27 protein-coding genes and 1 pseudogene are annotated in these 22,492 nt (G+C 62.6%); 13 read left to right on the forward strand and 15 right to left on the reverse strand.

Annotation, left to right across the window (positions count from 1 at the left end; all coding sequences use genetic code 11):
* Positions 1-103 precede the first annotated feature (103 nt).
* Entirely contained in the window at positions 104-754 is a 651-nt protein-coding gene (locus CQ012_RS10280) for a 4a-hydroxytetrahydrobiopterin dehydratase (protein WP_105662074.1), read from the reverse strand.
* A 190-nt stretch (positions 755-944) separates the two neighbouring features.
* Between CQ012_RS10280 and CQ012_RS10285 the strand changes: the two genes are divergently transcribed.
* Positions 945-1,481 carry a hypothetical protein gene (locus tag CQ012_RS10285; protein ID WP_105662075.1) on the forward strand — a complete coding sequence of 179 codons (537 nt, stop codon included), beginning with the start codon at positions 945-947 and terminating at the stop codon, positions 1,479-1,481.
* Positions 1,481-1,936, forward strand: a complete 456-nt coding sequence (locus CQ012_RS10290; RefSeq protein WP_105656084.1) for a DUF421 domain-containing protein — start codon at positions 1,481-1,483, stop codon at positions 1,934-1,936. The genes CQ012_RS10285 and CQ012_RS10290 overlap by 1 nt, the downstream gene beginning before the upstream one ends.
* Positions 1,937-2,010: 74 nt before the next feature.
* Here the strand turns inward: CQ012_RS10290 and CQ012_RS10295 are convergent, their stop codons facing one another.
* Genes CQ012_RS10295 through CQ012_RS10310 form a run of 4 tightly spaced genes read right to left on the reverse strand, consistent with a single transcriptional unit; the run spans position 2,011 to position 3,436 of the window.
* Positions 2,011-2,349: a hypothetical protein gene (locus CQ012_RS10295; protein WP_105656083.1), complete on the reverse strand. Its 339-nt coding sequence runs from the start codon at positions 2,347-2,349 to the stop codon at positions 2,011-2,013.
* Positions 2,340-2,936: a cysteine hydrolase family protein gene (locus tag CQ012_RS10300; protein WP_105662076.1), complete on the reverse strand. Its 597-nt coding sequence runs from the start codon at positions 2,934-2,936 to the stop codon at positions 2,340-2,342. The genes CQ012_RS10295 and CQ012_RS10300 overlap by 10 nt, the downstream gene beginning before the upstream one ends.
* A complete protein-coding gene (locus CQ012_RS18050) occupies positions 2,933-3,145 on the reverse strand; it encodes a metallothionein (protein WP_105662077.1) in 213 nt (70 codons plus the stop codon). The genes CQ012_RS10300 and CQ012_RS18050 overlap by 4 nt, the downstream gene beginning before the upstream one ends.
* Positions 3,146-3,181: 36 nt before the next feature.
* The gene (locus CQ012_RS10310; RefSeq protein ID WP_146112202.1) at positions 3,182-3,436 is read right to left on the reverse strand and encodes a hypothetical protein; all 255 of its coding nucleotides are present in this window, start codon (positions 3,434-3,436) and stop codon (positions 3,182-3,184) included.
* A gap of 193 nt (positions 3,437-3,629) precedes the next feature.
* Here CQ012_RS10310 and CQ012_RS10315 point away from each other — a divergent pair, with 193 nt between their 5' ends.
* Positions 3,630-4,046, forward strand: a complete 417-nt coding sequence (locus tag CQ012_RS10315; protein WP_105662078.1) for a CBS domain-containing protein — start codon at positions 3,630-3,632, stop codon at positions 4,044-4,046.
* 105 nt (positions 4,047-4,151) lie between these two features.
* Here CQ012_RS10315 and CQ012_RS10320 read toward each other — a convergent pair whose 3' ends face one another.
* The 3 genes from CQ012_RS10320 to CQ012_RS10325 are packed head-to-tail and all read right to left on the reverse strand — an operon-like array spanning position 4,152 to position 4,868.
* On the reverse strand, positions 4,152-4,400 hold the full coding sequence (locus CQ012_RS10320; protein WP_146112949.1) for a hypothetical protein: 249 nt from the start codon (positions 4,398-4,400) through the stop codon (positions 4,152-4,154).
* Between the two features lie 27 nt (positions 4,401-4,427).
* The gene (locus tag CQ012_RS17595) at positions 4,428-4,583 is read right to left on the reverse strand and encodes a hypothetical protein (protein WP_181149051.1); all 156 of its coding nucleotides are present in this window, start codon (positions 4,581-4,583) and stop codon (positions 4,428-4,430) included.
* A gap of 24 nt (positions 4,584-4,607) precedes the next feature.
* Positions 4,608-4,868: a DUF7218 family protein gene (locus CQ012_RS10325; protein WP_105662080.1), complete on the reverse strand. Its 261-nt coding sequence runs from the start codon at positions 4,866-4,868 to the stop codon at positions 4,608-4,610.
* A gap of 311 nt (positions 4,869-5,179) precedes the next feature.
* Between CQ012_RS10325 and CQ012_RS10330 the strand changes: the two genes are divergently transcribed.
* Positions 5,180-6,100, forward strand: a complete 921-nt coding sequence (locus CQ012_RS10330) for an SDR family oxidoreductase (RefSeq protein ID WP_105662081.1) — start codon at positions 5,180-5,182, stop codon at positions 6,098-6,100.
* A gap of 37 nt (positions 6,101-6,137) precedes the next feature.
* On the opposite strand, the gene CQ012_RS10335 is transcribed toward CQ012_RS10330, so the two are convergent.
* The gene (locus CQ012_RS10335) at positions 6,138-7,232 is read right to left on the reverse strand and encodes a hypothetical protein (RefSeq protein WP_146112950.1); all 1,095 of its coding nucleotides are present in this window, start codon (positions 7,230-7,232) and stop codon (positions 6,138-6,140) included.
* Positions 7,233-7,477: 245 nt separating this feature from the next.
* Here CQ012_RS10335 and CQ012_RS17600 point away from each other — a divergent pair, with 245 nt between their 5' ends.
* Both CQ012_RS17600 and CQ012_RS10345 read left to right on the forward strand, forming a co-directional pair.
* Positions 7,478-7,648: a hypothetical protein gene (locus CQ012_RS17600; RefSeq protein ID WP_181149052.1), complete on the forward strand. Its 171-nt coding sequence runs from the start codon at positions 7,478-7,480 to the stop codon at positions 7,646-7,648.
* Positions 7,649-7,695: 47 nt separating this feature from the next.
* Positions 7,696-8,868 carry an alcohol dehydrogenase catalytic domain-containing protein gene (locus CQ012_RS10345; protein ID WP_105656074.1) on the forward strand — a complete coding sequence of 391 codons (1,173 nt, stop codon included), beginning with the start codon at positions 7,696-7,698 and terminating at the stop codon, positions 8,866-8,868.
* A 3-nt stretch (positions 8,869-8,871) separates the two neighbouring features.
* Here CQ012_RS10345 and ku read toward each other — a convergent pair whose 3' ends face one another.
* Positions 8,872-9,837: a non-homologous end joining protein Ku gene (gene ku / locus CQ012_RS10350; RefSeq protein ID WP_105662153.1), complete on the reverse strand. Its 966-nt coding sequence runs from the start codon at positions 9,835-9,837 to the stop codon at positions 8,872-8,874.
* Positions 9,838-10,001: 164 nt separating this feature from the next.
* Here ku and CQ012_RS10355 point away from each other — a divergent pair, with 164 nt between their 5' ends.
* The 3 genes from CQ012_RS10355 to bcp all read left to right on the forward strand — a co-directional run bounded on the left by CQ012_RS10355 (position 10,002) and on the right by bcp (position 13,763).
* On the forward strand, positions 10,002-12,518 hold the full coding sequence (locus tag CQ012_RS10355; RefSeq protein ID WP_105662084.1) for an ATP-dependent DNA ligase: 2,517 nt from the start codon (positions 10,002-10,004) through the stop codon (positions 12,516-12,518).
* A gap of 14 nt (positions 12,519-12,532) precedes the next feature.
* The gene (locus CQ012_RS10360; RefSeq protein ID WP_105656071.1) at positions 12,533-12,790 is read left to right on the forward strand and encodes a DUF4235 domain-containing protein; all 258 of its coding nucleotides are present in this window, start codon (positions 12,533-12,535) and stop codon (positions 12,788-12,790) included.
* Positions 12,791-13,286: 496 nt separating this feature from the next.
* The gene (bcp, locus tag CQ012_RS10365) at positions 13,287-13,763 is read left to right on the forward strand and encodes a thioredoxin-dependent thiol peroxidase (protein WP_105662154.1); all 477 of its coding nucleotides are present in this window, start codon (positions 13,287-13,289) and stop codon (positions 13,761-13,763) included.
* A gap of 128 nt (positions 13,764-13,891) precedes the next feature.
* Here bcp and CQ012_RS10370 read toward each other — a convergent pair whose 3' ends face one another.
* From CQ012_RS10370 to CQ012_RS18000, 4 genes and pseudogenes are all read right to left on the reverse strand, one after another.
* Complete coding sequence (locus CQ012_RS10370) at positions 13,892-14,971, reverse strand: carboxylate-amine ligase (RefSeq protein ID WP_105662085.1); 1,080 nt, start codon at positions 14,969-14,971, stop codon at positions 13,892-13,894.
* A gap of 328 nt (positions 14,972-15,299) precedes the next feature.
* Positions 15,300-16,294 (reverse strand): annotated as a pseudogene (locus CQ012_RS10375) (IS481 family transposase).
* Positions 16,291-17,469 (reverse strand): Cmx/CmrA family chloramphenicol efflux MFS transporter, encoded by a 1,179-nt coding sequence (locus CQ012_RS10380; RefSeq protein WP_105662086.1) that lies wholly within the window; start codon positions 17,467-17,469, stop codon positions 16,291-16,293. The pseudogene CQ012_RS10375 and the gene CQ012_RS10380 overlap by 4 nt, the downstream one beginning before the upstream one ends.
* Positions 17,470-17,490: 21 nt before the next feature.
* Entirely contained in the window at positions 17,491-17,544 is a 54-nt protein-coding gene (locus tag CQ012_RS18000; RefSeq protein ID WP_124770126.1) for a chloramphenicol resistance leader peptide, read from the reverse strand.
* Between the two features lie 677 nt (positions 17,545-18,221).
* On the opposite strand from CQ012_RS18000, the gene CQ012_RS10385 reads away from it, so the two are divergent.
* On the forward strand, positions 18,222-18,539 hold the full coding sequence (locus CQ012_RS10385) for a hypothetical protein (RefSeq protein ID WP_286134638.1): 318 nt from the start codon (positions 18,222-18,224) through the stop codon (positions 18,537-18,539).
* A 142-nt stretch (positions 18,540-18,681) separates the two neighbouring features.
* On the opposite strand, the gene CQ012_RS10390 is transcribed toward CQ012_RS10385, so the two are convergent.
* On the reverse strand, positions 18,682-20,058 hold the full coding sequence (locus CQ012_RS10390) for an NAD-dependent succinate-semialdehyde dehydrogenase (RefSeq protein WP_105662088.1): 1,377 nt from the start codon (positions 20,056-20,058) through the stop codon (positions 18,682-18,684).
* 430 nt (positions 20,059-20,488) lie between these two features.
* Between CQ012_RS10390 and CQ012_RS10395 the strand changes: the two genes are divergently transcribed.
* Genes CQ012_RS10395 through CQ012_RS10405 form a run of 3 tightly spaced genes read left to right on the forward strand, consistent with a single transcriptional unit; the run spans position 20,489 to position 22,365 of the window.
* On the forward strand, positions 20,489-21,361 hold the full coding sequence (locus tag CQ012_RS10395) for a hypothetical protein (RefSeq protein ID WP_105662089.1): 873 nt from the start codon (positions 20,489-20,491) through the stop codon (positions 21,359-21,361).
* 9 nt (positions 21,362-21,370) lie between these two features.
* Positions 21,371-21,790 (forward strand): phage holin family protein, encoded by a 420-nt coding sequence (locus CQ012_RS10400; RefSeq protein WP_105662090.1) that lies wholly within the window; start codon positions 21,371-21,373, stop codon positions 21,788-21,790.
* Positions 21,787-22,365, forward strand: a complete 579-nt coding sequence (locus tag CQ012_RS10405) for a DUF3618 domain-containing protein (RefSeq protein WP_105662091.1) — start codon at positions 21,787-21,789, stop codon at positions 22,363-22,365. Before CQ012_RS10400 ends, CQ012_RS10405 begins: the two co-directional genes overlap by 4 nt.
* Positions 22,366-22,492: the final 127 nt, after the last annotated feature.

The following is a 22,492-nucleotide window of genomic DNA, read 5'->3' on the forward strand; positions in this document are numbered from 1 at the left end:
GGCCCCGCTGGCTTATCCGCTGTCAATCTATCCCCTGGCCGGCAGGACAGTCCAGAATCCGGTCGATTGCACCGGGAGAAATCGCCGGCTCAGGCCAAGGCCGCTAGCGGTCCTGCTCGGTGCAGATGCAGAAGCGGTTGCCCTGGTGGTCGCTGGCTATGGTGAAACCCGGAGCGCTGCGCTCATCGAGCACCGCACCCTGGCTCTCCAGCTGCGAAAGCACGGCAGCGCTTTCGGTGTGGGGAACCCACACATCCAGATGCAGCCGGGAGGGATGAGGCGTCGGGGTGTGCTGGAACCAGATGTCCGGCAACCTGCCCGCAGGATCGGCGAGGCTGCCGTCGGGCTGCTCGCGGTAGCCCAGGCCGGCGGCCCAATCCCCGGTTATGGCTTGGGCGTCGTCGGTGTCGATGCCGATTTCCACCACCTTGATCAAATCCAGGCGCGCTTTGGCATGCAAGGCGGCGGCCCGCTGCGTGATTTCCGAGGCCAGCGCGAGGTCCCTTTCGGTGATGTCGCCACCGGCGTCGTGGGACACTGTCGAAACGAACAAGAGGTTGTAGCGCCAGTCCACATCAGGATGGTGGTTGGCCATCTGCGCTGCGGCAGCGATGTCGCTGAACAATTCGATGGCTTCTGCCGAGCTCTTGGCCTCATACACCGCGCAGAGCTTCCCGGCCAGCTTGCGCCACTGCGGCAGAGCCTCCAGCCTGGAGGCCAATTCGGTGCTTTCAATGCGGTCGTTTACGGTCATGATCTCCTCCTCCTGGTGCAACTGTGGCACCACTTCCGGGCCGGCTCAAGCGGTCGGCCGCAATGCACAGGTTGGCGCCAGCGCCAGCTGCTGCGAACTGGATGCCGCCTGTGAACCGGAACTCGGCTGGTCCTGGCGCAGACGAATCGGCTTAGCCTCGATAGCAAGAGCGCAAGGAGGGCCCCATCCCATGCTGAATATCTTCCAGGCCAAGATCAGCGACTCGACGCTGGATGACATCACCTCGGAGGACAGCAATCGCAGACGCCGGCTGCTGAGCCTCGCCGCCCTGCTCGTGATTGCAGCCTTCGTGCTGGCGGCTCTGCTCGGCGCATTCGACCAGAAGAAGAGCATGGAACGACAGGCCGACGGCTTCGCGGTCCAGCTGCAGTTTCCCGCGGTGGTCCGTGCCGGCAATGAAATCCAGCTGAGGGTTGGGATCAGCTCTGCCGACCCTTTGACCGAGACCATCACGCTGGACCTGAGCGAGGACTATCTCATGCTCTTCGAGGACTTCTCGGCCTTTCCCGAACCGGAGTCCGAGTCGAGCCGAGCTGATGGAACCACTGAATTCGAGGTGGCCCCGGCACCGGGGTCGCGGCACATGGTTGCCACCCTCACGGGTCGGGCTTCGGACGAATGGTCGCCGAGCGCCAAGGGCGTGCTCGGAATTACTGCCAACGGCGAAAGCACCGACCTGAAGATCAGAACTTGGAGGATCCCCTGATGGAAATAGTCATCCGCGCAGCCACCGCCTTCATCATCCTGTGGCTGGTTACGCGCGCCGCCGGCAGATCGACCCTGGGCGAGCTCAGTTCCTTCGAGCTGGTGCTGTTCGTCGTCCTGGGCGACCTGGTGCAGCAGGGGATCACCATGGAGGACCGTTCGCTCACCGGCAGCCTGCTGGCAGTATTCACCATGGTGGTCCTGGCCGCTGCGCTGAACTTCGCCAATATGCGCTGGCCCAAGCTGGGCAAGCTGATGCAGGGCCGCCCGATTGTGCTGGTCCGCGACGGGGTCCTGGACCGCAAGGCCCTGCACAACGAGCGCATTGGGCTGGACGAATTGAGCATGCTCGCCCGCCAGGCTGGCATCGAGAACTACAGCAGCATCCGGCTGGCGATACTGGAAGCCAGCGGCAAGATTTCCTTTTTCACCCAGGAAGCCGAATCCCGTCCGTGACCACGCGATGGCAATGGCAGAAGGGGCATCCCTGCACGGGATGCCCCTTCTGCGGTTCTCAGCCCACCGGTGCGCTACTGCTGATCGGGTGTTTCGCGCTGGTCCGGCAGGTTGGCGGTCCGCTCGGCGTCCAGGCCTTGCTCGTCATCCTGGTCGGGGTAGTCCAGCAGCGTATCGTCGACCGGACGCTGCCCGTCAATCGGTTCGGGAAGCAGCGTTTCGGGATTGAGCGCCAAGGGATCGCCGTCGTTTTCCTCCAGCACCCGGTCTGCTCCGCGCAATGGATCCTCGGCGTCCTGGGCTTGGGGTGCATCCGATGACCCAGCCGCCGGCTGGCTATCGCGCCCATCCAACGGCTCGTCCGTGTCCGAGTCCTTGCGCACGTCGTCGAATTCAGAATTATTCAGTGACATTCCAGCTCCTTCTCGTGTTTCCAATCGGAAATGATTTCCAAGGTGGTCTTCAGCTTCTGCCGATGCTGCTTGCGCATGAATTCCAAGGTAGTCCCTTCGAAATCCGGGTCGGCCGATGCGGTGGCGTCGGTGGCCACCGCCACCGGCAAGTTCGCAGCGAAGGCATCGGCCGCGGTGGCGGAGATGCACGTCTCGGAGGAAACCCCGGCGAGTACCAGCGAACTAGCGCGGTGCTGCAGCAGCATGTCCTTGAGCTCCGTATCCCAGAACGCGCTGTCCCGGCGCTTAACCACTTCGATGGCCCCGTCCAGTTCCAACTCCGCCAGGTACGCGGCCTGCTCCGTTCCTTCGAACAGGTAGCCCTGGTCGTCTTCGAGCATCTTCAGCGTCCAGGTGGATTTGTCTTCCTTGTGCACGGTGCGCACGCTGATCACCGGGTACCCGGAGGCCCTCGCCGCTACGGCCAGCTGGTTGCAGCGGGCTGCCAGATCCTGGCGGGCCAGCGCCAGTGCCGGGTCCTCGAAGAATCCTTCTTGCAGGTCAATGAGCAGCAGCGCGGGATGGCTGAAGTCGCTTGTCGCGCTCATTGCTCAGCGTGTTCGGCGCAGTGCTGGCAGCAGTACGCCTCCTGGCCGTGGTGTACGGCGTGGCCCAGAATGGCGCAACCGCAGTGCGTGCATCTTTCGGCCATGGCGTGGATGGCGCATTCGAAACTGTCGAAGCGGCCCGAATGCCCGTTCCGGCTGAGCGTGAACACCGTTTCGCTCGCATTTCCGCAGATATCGCAGGTCTGCATGGTTTGCCTCCTGAACTCGGTTTGGCCATGGGACAGCTAGCGGTCCCCGTCGCCTTCGGAATACTGGTCTTCCGGGGAATCGTCGAGGTCCGGGTCGGCTCCTTGGACAGGAGGCAGGTGATTGCCGGGCTGCTCCAAGCCCTCTTCTGCCGGTTCCCCGGAATCGGCTGGCAGGTGCTCGTCGTCGGGTTGCCCCAGCGGCCAGAGATTCTCAACCAGGTCCTTGTCGGGATCCTTGAATCTGTCGGCAGCATGCGAAATGGCATCTTTGGCTTTGTCGATGAATCCCATGGTCATTCTCCTCACGTTGCGTTTCCCGGTGCTCTACCAACTACCAGCTATCGGCTGCACAAGTACATGATTAATCGGCTGTTGCCAGAGTCGAGGGGGCGCATCTGCAAGCTCGCTGGCAATGGTTGAAGACGTGCTTGCTGTGCTGGAGCGTGGAGGGTGTCCCACAAAAATACGCGAAAGGAGCACGATCATGGTTGCAGCCAAGGAACTAATGACCTCGCCTGCCAAATGCGTCAAGGAGCAGGACTCGATTCAAGTGGCCGCCCAGATGATGAAGGACTTGCAGGTCGGCATGCTGCCCATCTGCGGCAAGGATGACCGGTTGGCCGGCACGATCACCGACCGGGACATCGTCATCAACGCCGTGGCCGACGGTGTGGTCACTTCCAGCACCAAGGTCGCCGATTACGCCCAGGGCAAGCCGGTCACCATCGGAGCCGATGATTCGGTCGAAGAAGCCATCCGCACCATGCAGGAGCACCAGGTGCGCAGGCTTCCGGTCATCGACGGGCATTCGCTGGTCGGAATGCTCGCCCAGGCTGATATTGCCCGCTATTACGACCAGCAGAGCACCGGCAACCTGGTCGAAGGGATTTCCCAGGACTAGGATCTCCCAGCCCAGCCGGACCACAACGCAGAGCGTCCGGGAAAACCATGGTTTTCCCGGACGCTCTGCCCTTGTTCTGCTGCGATTCTCCTGGAGGGAGCGCCGTCACCGTCCGTTGGCGTCGGTGCCGGCGCGTGGATCATCCAGGGAGCTCGGTCCGCGAATGATGCGGTACAGGCCGTAGATGAAGACCAATGCGCCCCAGCCGGCCACGATCCATAGCGGCCCCGAGGTGCTGTCCGGCGCTGCGAGCAGCGCATAGATGGCGAATCCTACTGCCACCAGTCCGCCCACAATCGCCAGCCATAGACCAGGCCGACGCCTGCGGGTGCTGTCCACTGGTTTGCCAGTCATGGCTTTTCCCTTCGCTGGAGGGAAAGTTCAGCCCGCGTCATAGCGTTCTTCCCTTTCCTCGGATTCATCTTCGGTGTTCTCGTTGATGCTGCCGCGGCGAACCACGCGCTCGTCCCCTGGCTGGGCATCCTCATCCGGTTGGGTGGTGCGAGCCGGATTTTCAGGCTTCTCGCGTTCACTCATTGCTTCTCCTTCCATGGCGGTCTGCTACGAATTACGCAGGGCTTCGATGAGTTCGGCCTTGCGCATTTTCGAACGGCCATTAATCCCGATTTCCTTGGCCCGGTCCTGCAGTTCCCGGACCGTCCAGTCCTCGTAGTCCCCGGCCTTGCCTCCGCGCTGGCCCACTGCTGACCGGCCATCGCGGGCGGCGGCGTTGGCGATGCGCGCCGACTTCTGCTTGGAGTTCCCCTCCTCGCGCAGCTCCTCGTAGAGTTCTTCATCCTTGATCCGGCTCTTGCCTGCCATGGGTTTCCTCCCTCGTACGCTTCGCCAGCTGGCTCCTTGCAGTGCCAGCACTGTGCGTTCCACGCTAGCCACTTCACTGATCAGGGGACAGTGCCCCTGCCGGACTTTGCGCTGAATCCCAGACTTCAGCGGTAGCACAATTCATGCAGCGGGGTGCGAAACTGGATCTTCGCAGAAAAAAGTCTGGCTGTTGTCGCCGAAGGTGGAGGTGATCCTCGCGCAGCGGAAGGCCCGGAGCAAACTGGAATTGAACCCGGACGCCGCTGAGCGCACCGCGCCGGCGTCCTGCCGCAACAGCAGGAGGAGATCCCATGCCCGAGAAGAATCCCCAGGACCGCACTGAGCCGCTCGGTACCGGAAGCGAAGGCCGCGCCGGCAAGGAAAAGATCAGCCCGCCCGAACAGCGCCAGGAGGAACCCGGCCTGGACCGGGACCTGAAGCCCAAGGCGGATCATGGCGAGCGCAGCTACAAGGGCCGGGACCGGCTGGCCGGAAAACGCGCCCTGGTCACCGGCGGCGACTCCGGCATTGGCGCGGCGGTGGCTATCGCCTTTGCCCGCGAGGGAGCCAAGGTCGCCTTGGCCTATCTGCCCGCCGAACAGCCTGATGCCGACGCCATCGCCGGGGTCCTGGAAGATGCGGGAGTCGAAGTCCACCTGCTGCCCGGGGACCTGCGGGACCGCAATTACCGCGATTCATTGATCGATGAGGCGGTGACCGCGCTGGATGGCTTGGACATCCTGGTGAACAACGCCGGCAAGCAGATCAGCGTCGAGTCCCTGGAAGAGCTGAGCGACGAGCAGGTCGAAGCCACCTTCGATGTGAACATCTTCGCGATGTTCGCCTTGAGCCGCGCAGCCCTGCAGGTGCTTCCCGAAGGCGGCTCCATCATCAACACCACCTCCATCCAGGCCTTCGATCCCTCGGATCACCTGATGGACTATGCCGCCACCAAGGGCGCGATCAGCAACTTCACGAAGTCGCTGGCGTCCCAAGCAGCGAAGAAGGGCATCAGGGTTAATGCCGTGGCGCCCGGCCCCATCTGGACTCCATTGCAGCCTTCGGATGGCCAGCCGATCGAGGCGCTGCCTGAGTTCGGCCACGATACCTGGCTTGGCCGGGCCGGCCAGCCGGTGGAAGTGGCCCCGGCCTATGTGTTCCTGGCCAGCGATGAGGCTTCCTACGTGGTCGGTTCCACGGTGCACGTGAACGGCGGCAAGAACCAGCCGTAGGACGGTGAACCGGTCCCCGGGCGATTGGGCCCGGGGATCATTCCACGTCATCCTTGCTGATGGTGAATTCCATATTCCTCCGCTCGTATTCGCGCTGGCTGAAGGTGGCGCGCTGGACTTCCTTGACTTCGTCAAAGCTGGAGCCGATGGCCCCGCCCATGGTTCCCAGCGAGGATGCCAGCCAGGCAAGGTTGATGTATTCGGCCAGCGTGACATCATGGCGCAGCTGGTAGGCGAGATATTCCTGGTCAATGACAATCAGCGAGCCGGCCAGCAAGGCAAGGAACAAGAGCAGGTACATGACCGTCGCGGCAAACCCGACCGTCAGCACGGTGGCCGCGTTGTAGACGACCATCCGCTCGCGGCGGCGGTTGCCCTTGGGCCTCTCCCACAACCGGTTGTGCAGCAGCAGCCAGAGCGTGAGGATCAGGATGCTTGAGACCGTGATCAGCGAAAGCCGCCCGGCAGGCAGGTAGTCGGCCATGGCCCAGATGCTCGTGTAGAACACGCCGAAGGCACCGGTGGCCACCGCACCTGCCATCGCGGAGGAAAGCCGCGGCACCAGTTTCCACGGCTGGTTGCTGCGCACCATCCCGGCAATCAGCAGCAACCGCCCGCGCAAACCTTCGATGCTCGAGATGCGGTTCTGCTCGTTTTGCCCGTCCTGCCGGCTGGCGTGCACGCTCATCGCCCGTCCCAGCGGGGTCGGAGGCGGAGCCGGCTGCTTGCCGGTAGCCAATTCCCTGACCAGTTCGGCCAGTTCCCGTGCCACGGTGCGCGGCCGGGCCAACCCGAGGCTGGGCATGGAAAGCACGGCCGAGGCATCCTCGACGGAAATCACCGAACGCACGGGCCGGTTCTGCACATAGTGCGGGGCATCGGTGAGGTAGATGATGAAGTCCCAGCCATGCTTTTCCCGCAGCCTGGGCACCTTGTCGTTCAGCGCGACCCGTCCGCTCTCCCCCAAGGGCAGGGAAAAGGGAGCTACCTGCACGTCCCATTGCTGCTCGTGCTCCTGCAACTTCTCTATGACCCCTTCCAGCCGGGCAGCGATCCGATTGGCCATCGCGTCGGCTATGCCAGGGTCGGCAATTAATCCCACCGTGCGCTTCTCGGGCTCTTGCACGCTCATCAGCACCTCGCAGCTCTCAGGGCAGCAGTTTGGCCCGCTCCCACAGCACACACTAGGAAGTCGCGCCCGCGCCTGCAGTGCCGTTCAGCAACCTTGCAGGAATCAGCCCCGGCAGTGCACGCTTGATCCCCGGAATTCCGGGGATCCCCGACTCACAGGTAATGCCCATCAAACTTGCCTTGTTGCCTGCTGCCCGGTGTGGAATGGTCGGTGCCATCGCCCATCTGATGAAGAAAGGACCATCCATGGAATCCAACCAGCCAGACGAAGAGCAGCACCCGGGGATCGTTCCAACGCCCGATGAGCCCACGGAGGAAAAACAGAATTCTGTCGGGGACCACGAAGACGCGTTCGAGCAGCCAGCCGAGGAGCAAGACCCGGACCAGGTTGACACCGACCAGTTCAATACCGACTGATCCGCGTTTGTATTCCGCCGGCAACGATACGACTAGGAGATAACCTCTTGAAAGCATTGACATGGCAAGGCAAGCGAAAGATCGGTTTCAGTGATGTCCCGGATCCGGTGATTCAGGATCCCGGGGACATCATCATCAAGGTCACTTCCACCGCGATTTGCGGATCGGACCTGCATCTCTATGAGCTGCTGGGCCCCTACATGCATGCCGGCGACGTGCTGGGCCACGAAACCATGGGCATCGTCCAGGAAGTCGGCAGCGGCATAACCAAGCTGTCGGTAGGCGACCGGGTAGTCATCCCGTTCAACATCTCCTGCGGCCACTGCTGGATGTGCCAGCACGACCTGCAGTCGCAGTGCGAGACCACCCAGGTGCGCAAGCACGGCAAGGGCGCCCAATTCTTCGGATACTCCGAACTCTACGGACAGGTGCCCGGCGGCCAAGCCGAATACCTGCGCGTGCCCCATGCCGATTACGGTGCGGTGAAAGTTGGCGACCAGCTGCCCGACCACCGCTACCTTTTCCTCTCCGATATCCTGCCCACCGCGTGGCAGGGCGTGCACTATGCCAATGTCCCCGACGGCGGAACTCTCGCGGTCTACGGGCTCGGGCCGGTGGGCCAGCTCGCCGCGCGCATCGGCCGGCACCTGGGCTATGAGGTGCTGGGCATCGACCCGGTGGCAGAACGCCGCGCCATGGCTGAGCGCCACGGCATCCAGACCCTGGACTTCACCAAGGACACCGTGGGCGAATTGCGCGGGCGCACCGGTCGAGGCCCCGATGCCGTGCTCGATGCGGTGGGCATGGAAGCCCATGGTTCCCCGGTCTCCTCGATGTTCCAGCAAGCCACCGGGTTGCTGCCGGACAAGGCCGCGCAGCTGGCCATGGAGAACGTCTCCGCGGACCGCACCAGCGTGCTGGATTCGGCCATCGATGCCGTGCGCCGCGGCGGCACCCTGTCGATCAGCGGCGTCTATGCCGGGGCCGCCACCCCGATGCCGATGGTGAAGCTGTTCGACAAGCAGATCCAGATCCGACAGGGCCAATGCAATGTGCGCTCATGGACCCAGAAGCTGCTGCCGCTGGCCGAGGATGCAGCCGATCCGCTGGGCCTGGACGACTTGGTCACCCACGAGCAGCCGCTCTCGAACGGTCCGCAGATGTACGAGACCTTCCAGAAGAAGCAGGATGCGTGCATCAAGGTGGTGCTCAAGCCCTAGCGGCTAGGCGCTTTTCTTCCCGGAACCGGAGGCCTTCTTCTTGTGTGGCGAGGAGGAGGCCTCCTTTGCCGTTGCCTTCTTCGTGGCCGGCTTCTTGGCTGCCGTTTTCTTCGCAGGTTTCTTCGCTGCTGGCTTCTTCGCCGCCGCGGCCTTCCCATCCTTGGCTGCCTTGGCCGGGGCCTTGGCCTTGCGCCCGTCGATGCTGCGCTTGAGCGCCTCCATCAGATCGATGACCTCCCCGGACTCGCTGCTCTGGTCCGGGGAACCGAAGGTCGCCTCGGTATCCAGGTCCTCACCCTGCTCGATTTTCGCTTCGATCAGCGCCTGCAGCTGGACTTGGTAGTCATCCTGGAACTCGTGCGGCGTGAAATCACTGCTGTACTGGTCTACCAGGGAGGCAGACATCTTCAGTTCCTGCTCGCTGATCCGCGGTGATTTCTCCGGTGCCACTGCCTCGGCATCGCGCAGCTCGTCCGCCCACATGACCGCTTGCAGCACCATCACCTTGGATCGGACACGCAAGATGCCCAGCCGGGTCTTCTGGCGCAGGGCGAAGCGCACCACTGCCAGCTTCTCGGTGTCCTGAAGCGTTCGGCGCAACAGCTCGTAGGCCTTGGGCGATTTGGAGTCCGCCTGGAGATAGTAGCTCTTCTCCAGCATCAGGGGATCTACTTGGCTGGCCGGGACGAACTGGACCACCTCGATTTCGCGGCTCTTCTCCGCAGGCAACGCGTCCATGTCCTCATCGGTGAGCACAATGGTCCGTTCTCCGTCCTCATAGGCCTTGTCCAGATCCTTGTAGGCGATTTTCTTCCCGCACACTTCGCATCGGCGCTCGTAGCGGATCCGTCCGCCGTCCTTGTCATGGACCTGGTGCAGGTCGATGTCGTGGTCCTCGGTGGCGCCGTAGGCCTTGACCGGCACGTTCACCAGGCCGAAGGCAATTGATCCAGTCCAGATAGCTCGCATGGGCATAGTGAAGCATCTTTCCAGCCAGTGTGTCACTGCCCTAGTGATTCTGGCAGGCGGCGCTGAGGTTCGGCAGCGCGAAACGCAAAGCTTGCTTGGAACGCTGGATTCCCCGGCGCCGCTCGGGAAGATTGGTCCTCATAAGGCAAAGCAAAGGACAGCGCATGGCACGCAGGGAGCAAACCGTCACCGTCGCGGGGAACACGCTGAAGGTCAGCAATCTGGATAAGGTCCTGTACCCGCAGACCGGGACCACCAAGGGCGAAGTCATGGACTACTTCCAGCAGGTGGCCCCGGTGCTGATTCCGCATGCCGCGTGGCGCCCGGCCACCCGCAAGCGCTGGGTGGACGGCGTGGGGACCCCCGAAGAACCGGGCAAGGTGTTTTTCCGCAAGGATCTCGAGGACTCTGCCCCAGGCTGGATTCCCTCGGCCAAGCTGCAGCACAAGACCCACTCCAATATCTATCCGCTAGTCAACAACGAGGCGGTGCTGGCCTGGATGGCCCAGGTGGCTGCGCTGGAAATCCATGTTCCCCAGTGGCGCTTCGATTCCTCGCTGGAACCTGCCAATCCGGACCGGCTGGTGCTGGACCTGGATCCCGGTCCGGGCGCGGGCTTGGAGCAGTGCGCTGAAGTCGCCTTGATCTGCCGAGAGATTCTCGACGGCATGGACCTGCCCAGCTTTGCGGTGACCTCCGGTTCCAAGGGCATCCACCTCTATGCCGGACTGGATGGCAAATACACCTCGGAGCAAGTCAACGAGGTGGCCAAGGAATTGGCCTCCACCTTGCAGAAGGAGCATCCGCAACTGGTTCTCGCCAGCATGAAGCGCTCGCTGCGCGAGAACAAGGTGTTCGTGGACTGGAGCCAGAATAACGCCTCGAAGACTACCGTCTGTCCGTATTCGCTGCGCGGCCGGGCACGGCCCACTGTCGCGGCCCCGCGAACCTGGGAAGAAATCGAAGCGCCGGGTTTGGAGCAGCTGGACTTCCACGAGGTGCTGGACCGCATTGCTGATGGAATCGATCCGCTGGCGCAGCTGGCCTCGGGACAACAGCAGGACCCGGATCGTCTGGCGGTCTACCGCTCCAAGCGCGATGCGGCGCTGACACCTGAACCGGTGCCGGAGCAATCCGGGAATTCCCAGTCCGGTCAGCCGGGCGGAAAGGACGGCACCGGGCTGTCCTTTGTCATCCAGGAACATCATGCCCGCGCGCTGCATTGGGATTTCCGCCTGGAGCACGAGGGAGTGCTGGTCTCCTGGGCGGTGCCCAAGGGTCCACCCCTGGAACCCGGAATCCAGCGCTTGGCGGTCATGACCGAAGACCATCCGCTCTCCTACGCAAGCTTCGAAGGCAGCATCCCCAAGGGCCAATACGGTGCTGGGGAAGTATCAATCTGGGATTCGGGCAGTTGCACCATCGAGAAGTGGCGCGAAGGCAAAGAAGTCATCGCGGTGCTCACCGGCTCCCGCGAGGGCGGGCTGGGCGGAGTGGACCGGCGGTTCGTGCTGATCCAGGCCGCAGGGATGGGCGGCAAGGACAATTGGCTGCTGCAGCTGGCCAAGGAACAGCCGGCCGGAGCCGAGGCGGGAACGTCCGCTGATTCCGGTGGCGGAGAACCGGAGGCTGCTCGCGAGCCTAGCGCCAAGCAGGCCGTGGCTGATCTGTCGGGCCAAGCGTTGCGCCCCATGCTGGCCACTGCCGGCACTGCTCGGGAGATCTCCGGCGAGCGGGGTTGGAGCTTTGAAATGAAATGGGACGGCTACCGCGCGTTGGCAGTAGTCGATGGCGCCAAAACCAAGCTGATCAGCCGCAACGGCCACGACCTGACCGGAGACTTCCCGGAACTCGAAATCCTCGGTTCGCTGCTGCCGGAACGCTGTGTGGTGGACGGGGAAATCGTCGCCCTGGATTCTTCGGGCCGCCCTGACTTCTCGCTGCTCCAGCAACGGGTGGCCCACCAGCGGAAGAAACGCACGAAGCAGGCCTCGGCCATCAGGATCCAGTACCTGGTCTTCGACGTGCTGCAGCTGCCATATGACAAGGATGCAGGACTGGTGGATCTGACTGCTCTGACCTACGAACAACGCCGCCAACGGCTTGCGGGCCTGGATCTCGACCACCAGTACGTGCAGGTGCCACCGGCCCACACCGGGACCTTGGAGCAGGCCATCGAGACCAGCCGTGCGCTGGGCCTGGAGGGCGTGGTGGCCAAGGAACGCGACTCCGTCTACGAGCTGGGCCGGCGCAGCACCAGCTGGGTGAAGCTCAAGCACCAGCGGCACCAGGAAGCTGTGGTGATTGGCTGGCGGTCTGGACAGGGGTCGCGTAGCCGCAGCCTGGCATCGCTGCTGCTGGCCATTCCGGGAAATGGCGGCTTGGAATACGCCGGCCGGGTGGGCACCGGATTCAGCGACGCGCAACTGGCCGAAATCCGCGAGCGGCTTGAAAAGATCGAACGCAAGACTCCCCCGGCCAAGAACATCCCGGCAGCGCATCAAAGCGATGCGCACTGGGTGAGCCCGAAATACGTGGCAGAAGTCCGATACAGCGAACTGACCTCGGACCGCCTTCTGCGCCATCCGGTGTGGCGTGGCTGGCGCGATGAGAAGCAACCGGATGAGGTCCGCTGGGAACCGGCGGAGCCGACCGGGAACCAAACTCCAACTAACCGCTAACAGAGGAGCAGAACATGAAATTGCTGGTAAAGATCTTCGGAACCCTGATTTCGCTCGGTGCAGGCTGGCTCGGAGCCAAGCTCGTCTCCGGGGTCTGGCATAAAGCCATGGGTGAAGAACCGCCATCGCTGGCCAACCCCGAAAAGCAGCAGCAGGCCGCCGTAGGCAAGGTGCTGGCGTTCGCCGTGATCTCGGGGGCAAGCGCTTCTGCCATCCAGGCCATGGCCAAACGGTGGACGCGTTCCCTCGAAGCCAAGGCCGCCAACCGCTAGCAGGCCGCATTCTGGCCGGTAACCGGATGCACCGGGTCGCGCAGCTGTTGCCAGTTGCCCGCCTCGGTGTTTTCGTTGGTGCAGGGCAGCTTTCTGCGCGGTGTCCACTGCCCTAGTGCATCGCGGATGGCTGAAGGCCTGCGGGACTCGCATGGTGATCAATTGGCCGGGCGACAGTTTCGCCAGCACGCAGAACTGCCAACGGGAAAGCAATCTTTTGCACCAGCCAAGCCTTCCTTGATGCCTTGTAAGCGTGCCTCACGGTCAATGGCGAGGTTGTTGCCTTCCAGAAGTCGTTGGATCGCTCCCGGCTGGCGTTCTGCTCTGGCAGGCAGGAACACCCCGGAAAGTTCGGTAACCGCGAGGACACCAGAGCATCAGGGCGCGAATGCTCAGTGGTCCAGTCCGTTGGAAATATATCCCAGAAGTCTCTGGCATTGAGTGCATCCACTGAATTAGAATGAAAACAAAATATCACTATATGAAAGTTGAATCGATGACTGCCCATTCTTCTCCGCTCACCGCCGGCCAGCCAGCGCCAACCTTCTCCCTGCAAGATGCCAAGGGAGAGACCATCTCGCTTTCGGATTATTCAGGGCAGAAAGTCATCGTGTATTTCTACCCCAAGGCCGCGACTCCCGGCTGCACCACCGAGGCCTGCGATTTCCGCGACAACCTCAATTCGCTGCAGGCCGCAGGATTCTCCGTTCTGGGCATCTCCCCGGACGCGCCAGAAGAGCTGGCAGCCTTCGCTAGCGATGAATCGCTGAACTTCCCGCTGCTTTCCGACCCGGGCAACGAAGTTGCCAAAGCCTACGGCTCCTACGGTGAAAAGAACATCGGCGAAAAGACCGTCGTGGGCACCCTGCGCTCCACCGCTGTCATCGATGAAGACGGCAGCATCCGCCAAATTGAATATGCCGTGGATGCCCAGGGGCATGTGGCGCGACTTCGCGATTCCCTCGGAATCTAGAGGATTCCGCACCCGGATCTTTCCGGTGCCAGCCCGGATGCTTCGAGCCGGGGCCAGCTTTCACCGGCCCCGGCCACACCCTGCAGTCTGCAGTCTGCAGTCTGCGTTGAGGATCCCTGGACGGCAAGCTACATCTGCATCTCGGAATGGGCATTGGCCAACAGATGCGTGAAAGCACCACGCTCGAATGCAGCCCGCTGGCGAACCGCTCCATTGCCTGTCTCCAGCATGTTCCTGAGTGAAATCACGGCATAGTCGTAATCTCCATGAGCCCTCAATGCGTCCTCAATGAGTCGGAGCATTCTGCGGGCCAGTTCCTCCACAGCGACCTGCTCTCCGGTTCGCGTGTCCACGTGCACTCCGGTGATTCCGTTCTTGGCCGCTTGCCACAATGAGAGGTCCAGGACTTCGGGCAGATACTCGATCGCATCGAATTCGCCGGCCACCGCAGTCTCGACCAGCCCTCGCATGAGCACGGCCAGCAATACCGAATCCTGCGCTCTCAACTGCGAGTCCGCGACCCGAATTTCGAGTGTCGGGTACTTTTCCGACAACCGGGCGGACCATCCGATGTGGCCTGGGTCGGGAACTGCATCGGTTCCATTGATTCGCGCAAGCCGAGTCCCATAGTCTTTCGAATCCTTGAAGTACGGCGGAATTCCCTGGACGGACCACTTTCGATAGTGAATGGTTCTCCACGATGAAAAGTTGCTGTCGCCCCCTTTCCAATACGGAGAATTGGCGCCCAGGGCGCAAAGAAATGGCAGCCATCCGCGCAAGAAGTTCAGCGCACGAATTCCCGCTTCGGAATCAGGGATGGACACATGGACGTGCAAACCGCACATGTAATGCTCTGACGCTATTCCGGAAACGAAGTTGCCGATTTCCCGATACCTTGCATTATCGGTCAGCTCCGGAGCCTGCTGGGCAATCATCGGCGCCGCGCCCAAACCCGCGACCAGCAGGCCGCGGGAAGCCGCTTCGCCTGCCAGAGCCCTGCGGAAACTTCCCAGCTCATGCAGGGCCTGATCCCGGTCTTCGCAGATGGCGCTAGCATGCTCTATTTGGCAAGCAAGCAATTCGTTCTGCACTTCGCCATCGCGCTGCGAATCCAGCGCTTGCCGTAACGCTTCTTTATCCGTGCTGGCCGGCAACCCTGTTTCTGCGTCGAACATGAAGAATTCTTCTTCAATGCCAAAGGTGCTCATTTCGTGCCTCCCGGAATATGGTTGCTAGGGCGTCGGACCAGCAACCGGCCTGTGTGGACTTACTGCTGGCTAACCTGGTCTGCCTGATGCGAACTAGCGGGGAGCTGCTCATCTTTCTTCTTGCGCGGAACGGAATGCCGCATGATCAATCCCCTTTCAGCTAGGCTGCGAATTTCCGGATGGCCGCAGCTTCATCCGCCTCGGCGGCTTGCGTTCTGCGTAAGCGGATTCTGAAACAGTAGATCCCGTAGCCTGGCTGCATCTGCTTGCCCGATGGATTCTCATGGTTTTCCCATCAACCCAGAATGAATCGGACATGAAATCTGAACTAGCTGTGAGGTCCAGGGACATTGTTTAGTCGGGCGAAGGGTGCGCAGCCAATCGCTGAGTGGTGTCGGTGGTGGTTGTAGAAGTGGAGCCAGCCGGGCAGAGCCAGGCGTCGCTCGGCGTTTGAACCGTAAAACTTGGCATAAGCCCACCCGCCCCCGAGTGTGCGGTGGAACCGCTCGATCGTCCCGTTCGTCTGCGGCTGGTAGGGAGGTGCTCGCTTGTGTCTGATGCCAAGCCGAGCGCAGAAGTCCCTCCAAAGGTGGGATCTGTAGGCCGACCCATTGTCGGATAGGACTCGCTCGACGGTCACGCCCCGTTCAGCGAACCAGGCCACAGCGCGTTCGAGAACTCCCACCGCTGTGCTTGCCCGCTCGTCCATGCAGATCTCTGCATAAGCGGCTCGGGGGTGGTCGTCGATCACTGTGTGAACGAACGCCGTTCCAGTCCGCGGCTTGTGGTCTTTGCCTCTGGGCAGTCCCGGAGTGGCGGTTCTGTTCCGTGCGCCTTGCTGCCGACCAACGTAACGATGTCCACCACCGTCGGGGATATTCCCGAACTTCGTGACATCGACATGGATCAACGATCCCGGATAAGGGTGCCCATGTCGCCGCAAGGGCTCACCAGTGACACGATCGATACGGGAGAGGCGGTTCACGCGGCAACGGGCGAGGACCGCGTGAACCCTGGACGCCGGGAGACCAAGTCACGCAGCGATCTGGGCTGGACCAGCCGAAGTCGCAAGCGCAGATTGATGATCTGCTTCTTCTAGGCATGCTCGGGCGTCCTGCCTGGACTGCAATGCGGCCTGCTGGAGCGATCCTGCATCCCATGCCCACCCTCTTCCCGTCAACGACCGGCCCCCCCCTTCCGGGCAGTGATCGGAGAGAGCATATACATCTTCGCTGTCATCGTGGCCGGATAGCCGTCTTCAACAATCAGACGGGCTATCCGGAGACGGGTACGAGGCGTGAACAGCGCATTTGGATCTGTCATCGATTGGCCTCCGCAGTGGTTTCCAAAAGCGTGCGCCGGCTCAGCACCATGGTCAAGAGCGCGGCCGCCGCCAATGCCGCGGCCACCCAGACCGGCGCGAGCACCCCCAACCCTGCCGCGAGCCCGAACGCGCCAAGCACAGGACCCGCCGCGGCACCGAGGTTCAATGCCGCGGTTGCGTACGAACCGCCCATCGTTGGAGCAGCCGACGCTGCATACAGCACACGCGTGATCAAGGTGCTGCCAACGCCGAACGACAGGAAGCCCTGAACGAAGACGAGGACGATAAGCGCAACGGGATGCGACGCGACCAATGCCAATCCGATCCATCCTGTCAGCAGCAGCGGGCCGCCGACTGCAAGCACGACGCCGGGGCGTTGATCTGACAGTCTCCCAGCGATCGTGACGCCAAGGAATGATCCGACGCCGAACATCACCAGTGCGAAGGACACCCACCCATCAGCCATCCCCGCAGTCTCGGTCACTACGGGGGCGAGGAAGGTGAACGCCGCAAAGGTCCCTCCGTTGATCAGCGCTCCAAGTGCCATGGCCAGGATGAGCCGCGGCGTCGCCAACTGGCTGAGCTCGGCACGAAGCCTTGGCGAGGACCCGGCAGTTGCGGTCTGACCGGCATTGTTCGTGATCCCTCGAACGACTCCGAAGACCGCCGGAATACAGAGGATGGCGACTGCCCAGAACGTCGTTCGCCAGCCCAACGCTGTGCCGAGCAGAGACCCAGCGGGGACACCCGCGACCGTTGCGATCGTCGTGCCGGAGAGCAGGATCGACAGTGCACGCCCCTTCTGGTTCGCTGGCACGAGAGTAGTGGCCGTGCTCAGTGCTACGGCGAGGAATCCTGCGTTTGCAAGAGCGCTGAGCACCCGGGTGATGAGGAGGAGAGCGAACACGGGTGTCATCGCTCCGATGACGTGGCTTCCCGCGAACACGAGAAGGCAGACGATCAACGTGAGCCGCGGTGGCCAACGGCGAGCGAATGCGGCCATCACTGGCGCGCCGATGACCATACCGATCGCGAAGGCCGAGGTCAGCAGGCCCGCCGTGCCGACCGAGACGTCAAGCTCGGTCGCGATCGCGGGGAGCAATCCCGCGAGCATGAATTCTGAAGTGCCCATGACGAAAACCGCCAAGGCAAGCATGTAGAGAGCAAAAGGCATCGAGTACTCCGAGGTGAGAAATCAAGAAATGGTTCTTCTTGTCACCACGGCCAGCACCCCGGGTACGCCAGACATACGCCCACACAGATCGTGGGCGTCGTAACTACTGGTTGAAGGGGCTGGCGGTATGACCGACAACCCCGGACTTGTCTGACTCGGGACTCGACATATCCCGAACTCTACAGCGCTCGACTGCGCGTGGTGTGGATAGACACGTCCCTAATCGGCACGACGTCGTTGCGCGCGGGGGCAGAACACTGTCCCTGGACATCACAACTGGCTCTGGAAGCGGCAACGATCTGCCCGCAGCTGCGGCGAACAGCAAGCACGGCTGTGGACCTTGGAAATGCGGTCCGTTCCGGCGTACATACGAAGCCTAGCGACGGGCAGTCCGCGGCAGACCAAACAAACTACTGACTAGGCCGGAAGCTAAGTTCAAAAAGCTCTCCTCTGAGCCTGAAAATTAGCTGAGAACCCAGGGGCACCCCTCCCGGTCGTAGACCAAGTGGCCTAGATTTAAAGCACACTCCGCTTCTCAACGACGGCGAACCTTGCCTGCTGGCAGACTCATCGGCAATCTGCGAAGTGGCGTGACTTATGGGGTGCACTCGAGAGTTACGAACAAAGTGGAGGTAGTACTAATGCCAGGACGTATAGTCAGGTCCAAGACTGCTGAACGTGTCGCCGAACTCCTGGGGTCGCGCGAAGGACGCTCCCATCTGAGCGAGTACGGGTGGATCCAAGGAATGCCCGTGATCATTGCACAACTCAACGAGCCGGTAGACGACGTCATGGGCCTCGCTTCCGTTCACAATTGCGCTGTTCTCGTGGCGATACTGGACGCCCAGGGCGAGCAGCTTCGTTTCATCCATGTCTCGCCTCCCAACGGTGCTCTCCAGATCGTCGATGAGACTCCTGCGAATACCCGGATCTGCACGCTCTTCGAGCAAGCGGAGGAAAGCGGCATGCTGGCCTTCCGAGTTCGGTATTGGACCCACACGGCAATTGCCAACGCCCTGCCAGTCTTCACCCCGGAAGAACAGTGGCCGCTGGCGATGACGCGCAGCTAGCTGCCGGGGCACTGGAGGCCCCGCCCAGGTGCCGCTGATTCAACGGCTCGCTGCTAACCGCATATAGGCCATTTTCGACTGACGGTCCTGGCTTACCCGGAATTCTCCGGGGAAGCCAGGACCGTTGCCGCAATCCCCTGTCTTAGCGCCCAGCGATCTTCACCAGCTTGTGGTTGATGAATTCGTCCATGCCGTACTTGCCCAGCTCGCGGCCGATGCCCGAGCGCTTCACGCCGCCAAAAGGCAGCTCAGGGTAGGAAGCCGAAGGCTCGTTGACGGCCACCATGCCGCTTTGCAGCTGCACGGAAACGCGCTCTGCGCGTTCCATGTCCTGGGTGTGGATGGAAGCTCCCAGCCCGTAGTCGGTGTTGTTGGCCAGGGCCACGGCTTCTTCTTCGCCATCTACCTTGTAGAGCACGGCGACCGGGCCGAAGAGCTCCTCGGAGAAGGCACGCATCTCGGGAGTCACCCCGGCGAGGATGGTCGGCTCGTAGAATGCGCCCGCGCCCTGGATCGGCTTGCCGCCGGCCAAGACCTGGGCACCCTTGTCGATGGCATCCTGCACCTGTGCGGCCAAGCCGTCGCGGGCAGCGGCCGAAGACAGCGGGCCAAGGAAGTTCTCCGGCTGGGCCGGGTCGCCCACCTTGATTCCGGCCACCTGCTCCACCAGCGCTTGGGAGAAGTCCTCGTAGACCGAGGAATCGATGATGAAGCGCTTGGCCGCGTTGCAGGCCTGGCCGGTGTTCCCGAAGCGGGCGCGCATGCCCAGCTTGGCGGTGCGCGCCACGTCCGCGTCGTCGAAGACCACGAATGGATCCGAGCCGCCCAGTTCCAGCACCACCTTCTTCAGGTTGCGCCCGGCAATCTCTGCCACGGCGGATCCGGCGCGCTCGGAACCGGTCAGGGATACTCCCTGCACCCGGCGGTCGGCGATGATGTCCGCGACCTGGTCATTGGTGGCGAAGATGTTCACATACGCACCCTGCGGGGCCCCTGCTTCCTTGAAGATCTCCTCCATGGCCAGCGCCGACTCCGGGCACTGCGGCGCGTGCTTGAGCAGGATGGTGTTGCCGTTCATCAGGTTCGGCCCGGCGAAGCGTGCCACCTGGTAGTACGGGAAATTCCACGGCATGATGCCCAGCAGCGCGCCGACCGCTTCCTTGCGCACCAGCGCCTTGCCGCCCGAAGCGATCTCCAGCTCCTCGTCGGCCAGGTACCCCGGGCCGTTCTTGGCATAGTAGCGGTAGATCGCCGCCACGATGCCGATTTCCCCCAGCGACTGCTTGATGGGCTTGCCCATCTCGCGGGTGATGATCGCGGCCAGCTGATCGGCGCGTGCCTCGTAGATGTCAGCCACCCGCTCCAGCAGGGCGACGCGTTCCTCCAGTGCGGAGACCGACCACTGGGTGTAGGCGTTGTGCGCCTCGGCGATGGCATCCTGGATCTGCGCATCGGTGGCAGTCGGGTAGGTTGCTTCGACTACGCCGGTGGCGGGGTTGGTAACGGCATAAGTGGACATGGTGCTCCTTCGAAGATTCGCTTGTTGGACACTTAGCGCCCAGTCTTCCAGCTCCCGTCGCCAATGCCCCGGACTCGTCGGGTATTGGCGTGTTCGCCACGGAAACTGCCGCTGCTCCTCCAAAGCCGCGGACTGGGCCGCAGCAGGGATTGCAGTACTGCTGGACTCCTCGCAGCTGCGCCGGGTGGTGCGCTGGACGCTCGGGATCCGGCTCGATCCTACTCGCTTGCCTCCTGCTTTCCTGGAAGCTCCGAGCTGTCGCCACCGAACCTGAATGCTTCCTGCGGATTGGCCGCGATCTGTGACCTGCGGCGCGCTCTTGCCTAGCGTCGTAGGCAACCAGCAGCGCTCCGCACGGACTGCGGAGCCGAATGCGCGGCCACCTGCCGCGCCACCCGCAGCTGACGACAGCAGCAGAGGAAGGGAAGACATGAGCACCAACGATTACACCAGTTCGAATCCATTCCCCGATGACCCGCGCAGCACCCCGCAACCCGGAACCGTCCGCCACGGCTTGAACGATCCGGATCCGTTGACCGAGCCGCAAACCGACCTGTTCCCTTCGGGCACTGTCGAACCGGTACCGGCCGACGCGCATGATTCCGATGACCGGCAGTCCGCAGGAAGCGGCAGTACGTCGGGCAAAGCGCAGGCAGCCCAGGATCTGGCGCGCGAGGGCCAGGAATCCGCCACCCACGTGCTTGACAGCGCCAAGCAGGAAGCCTCGATGCTCGCGGAGCAGGCCAAGGACCAGGCCACCCACCTGTGGGATGAACTCGGCTCCGACCTTAAGGAGCAGACCTCCGCGCAGCAGCGGAAGGTCGCGGCCAACCTGCGCGACATCAGCGATGAGTTCCGCGCCATGCTCGACCAGTCCAGCGCGAGCGGAACCGCCTCCATGCTGGTGGACCAGGCTTCGCATCACAGCGGACAGGCCGCCGATTGGCTCGAACAGCGCGAGCCGCACGACTTGCTGGATGCGGTCAAGGGCTTTGCACGCAAACGCCCTGCGGCCTTCTTGGGGCTGGCGCTGGGCGCCGGCCTGCTGGCAGGACGCATGACCCGGAATGCCAGCGAGCCGAAGGAAGGCACAGTGCACCGCGACCAGGAACCGCGCCCCGGCACCACCAGTGCACCGAACGCCTCGGCCGGAGATGGGCCAGGTCCGGTGCGGGTTGACCCGTCCTTCCAGGGAACCACCCGCGTGGATTCGGCAGGCAACCCGCTGCATGCCGATTCGGTGGACGTTGACCCGCTGCGCTCCTACCCTCCTGGGGATCCGCGCAGCACCGACTACCGCTAGGAGCATTCGATGACTCACACGACGCCAGATCCCGATTCCGCAGAACATGAACGCAGTTCCCTCGGCGCCCTGTTCAATGACCTGACCCAGAACGTATCGCTGCTGGTTCGCCAAGAGATCGAGCTGGCAAAGACGGAGCTGAAGGAGTCGGCCAGCTCCGCCGGCAAGGGTGCGGGCATGTATGCCGGTGCCGGTGTTGCCGGCCACTTCGTCTTGCTGTTCCTTTCCGTTGCGGCTTTCTTCGGATTGTCGCTCTGGATTGGCTACGGCTTCTCGGCTTTGGTGGTCGCCGCCCTCTGGGCGGTGATCGGTCTGGTCTTGGCAAGTGCAGCCAAGAAGAAGATGCAAGAGATCAAGGGACTGCCTAATACGGCCGAAACAGTCAAGAGGATTCCATCAGCTTTTACTCCGAAGGATGATGCATCATGAGCAAGAATTCAGAAGAACTCCGCGCGGAAATCGCCCAGACACGAGGCGACATGCAACAGGATGTGGATGCGATTGCCGACAGGGTCAGTCCCAGCCACATTGCCCACCGCCAATCCGAAAAGGTCAAGGACTCATTCAGGAAGGTGAAGGACTCCGTCATGGGAACCGGTGAATCAACAAGTGACCAGCTGCACCACTACAGTGAAGACGCCACGGAAGCCGTCAGGGACGCACCGCACAGGGTGGTGGAGCAAACCAAGGGCAATCCGCTGGCCGCCGGAATCATCGCCTTCGGGGCAGGACTGTTGGCCTCGTCGCTACTTCCGGGGACCCAGAAAGAAGCCGAGCTGGTCCAGCGGGTCAAGGACAAGGCAGAACCGCTGGCCGAAGAGGCCAAGGATGCGGCGAAGCAGATTGCCGAAGACCTGCGGGAGCCTGCGCGGCAGGCCGCCGAGGACCTGCGGGATTCCGCCCAGGAATCCGTGCAGACCGTGAAATCCGAAGCCAACTCCGAAGCCGAGCATCTGCACGGCGAAGCGAAGGACACGGCCAAGCAGATGGGTAACGACTCCTGATCCCTAGGCGCGGCAAGAGGCTGGTGCGTGCAATCTCTGATTGGAACCACCAGCCTCTTGCTCTGCCCGGTAGGCGCTGAACCAGTCGGGGAATCCACCGTGATTTAGCTAGCTAAGCTAAATAACC

The organism is Arthrobacter sp. MYb214, from assembly GCF_002979865.1.
GTDB lineage: Bacteria > Actinomycetota > Actinomycetes > Actinomycetales > Micrococcaceae > Glutamicibacter.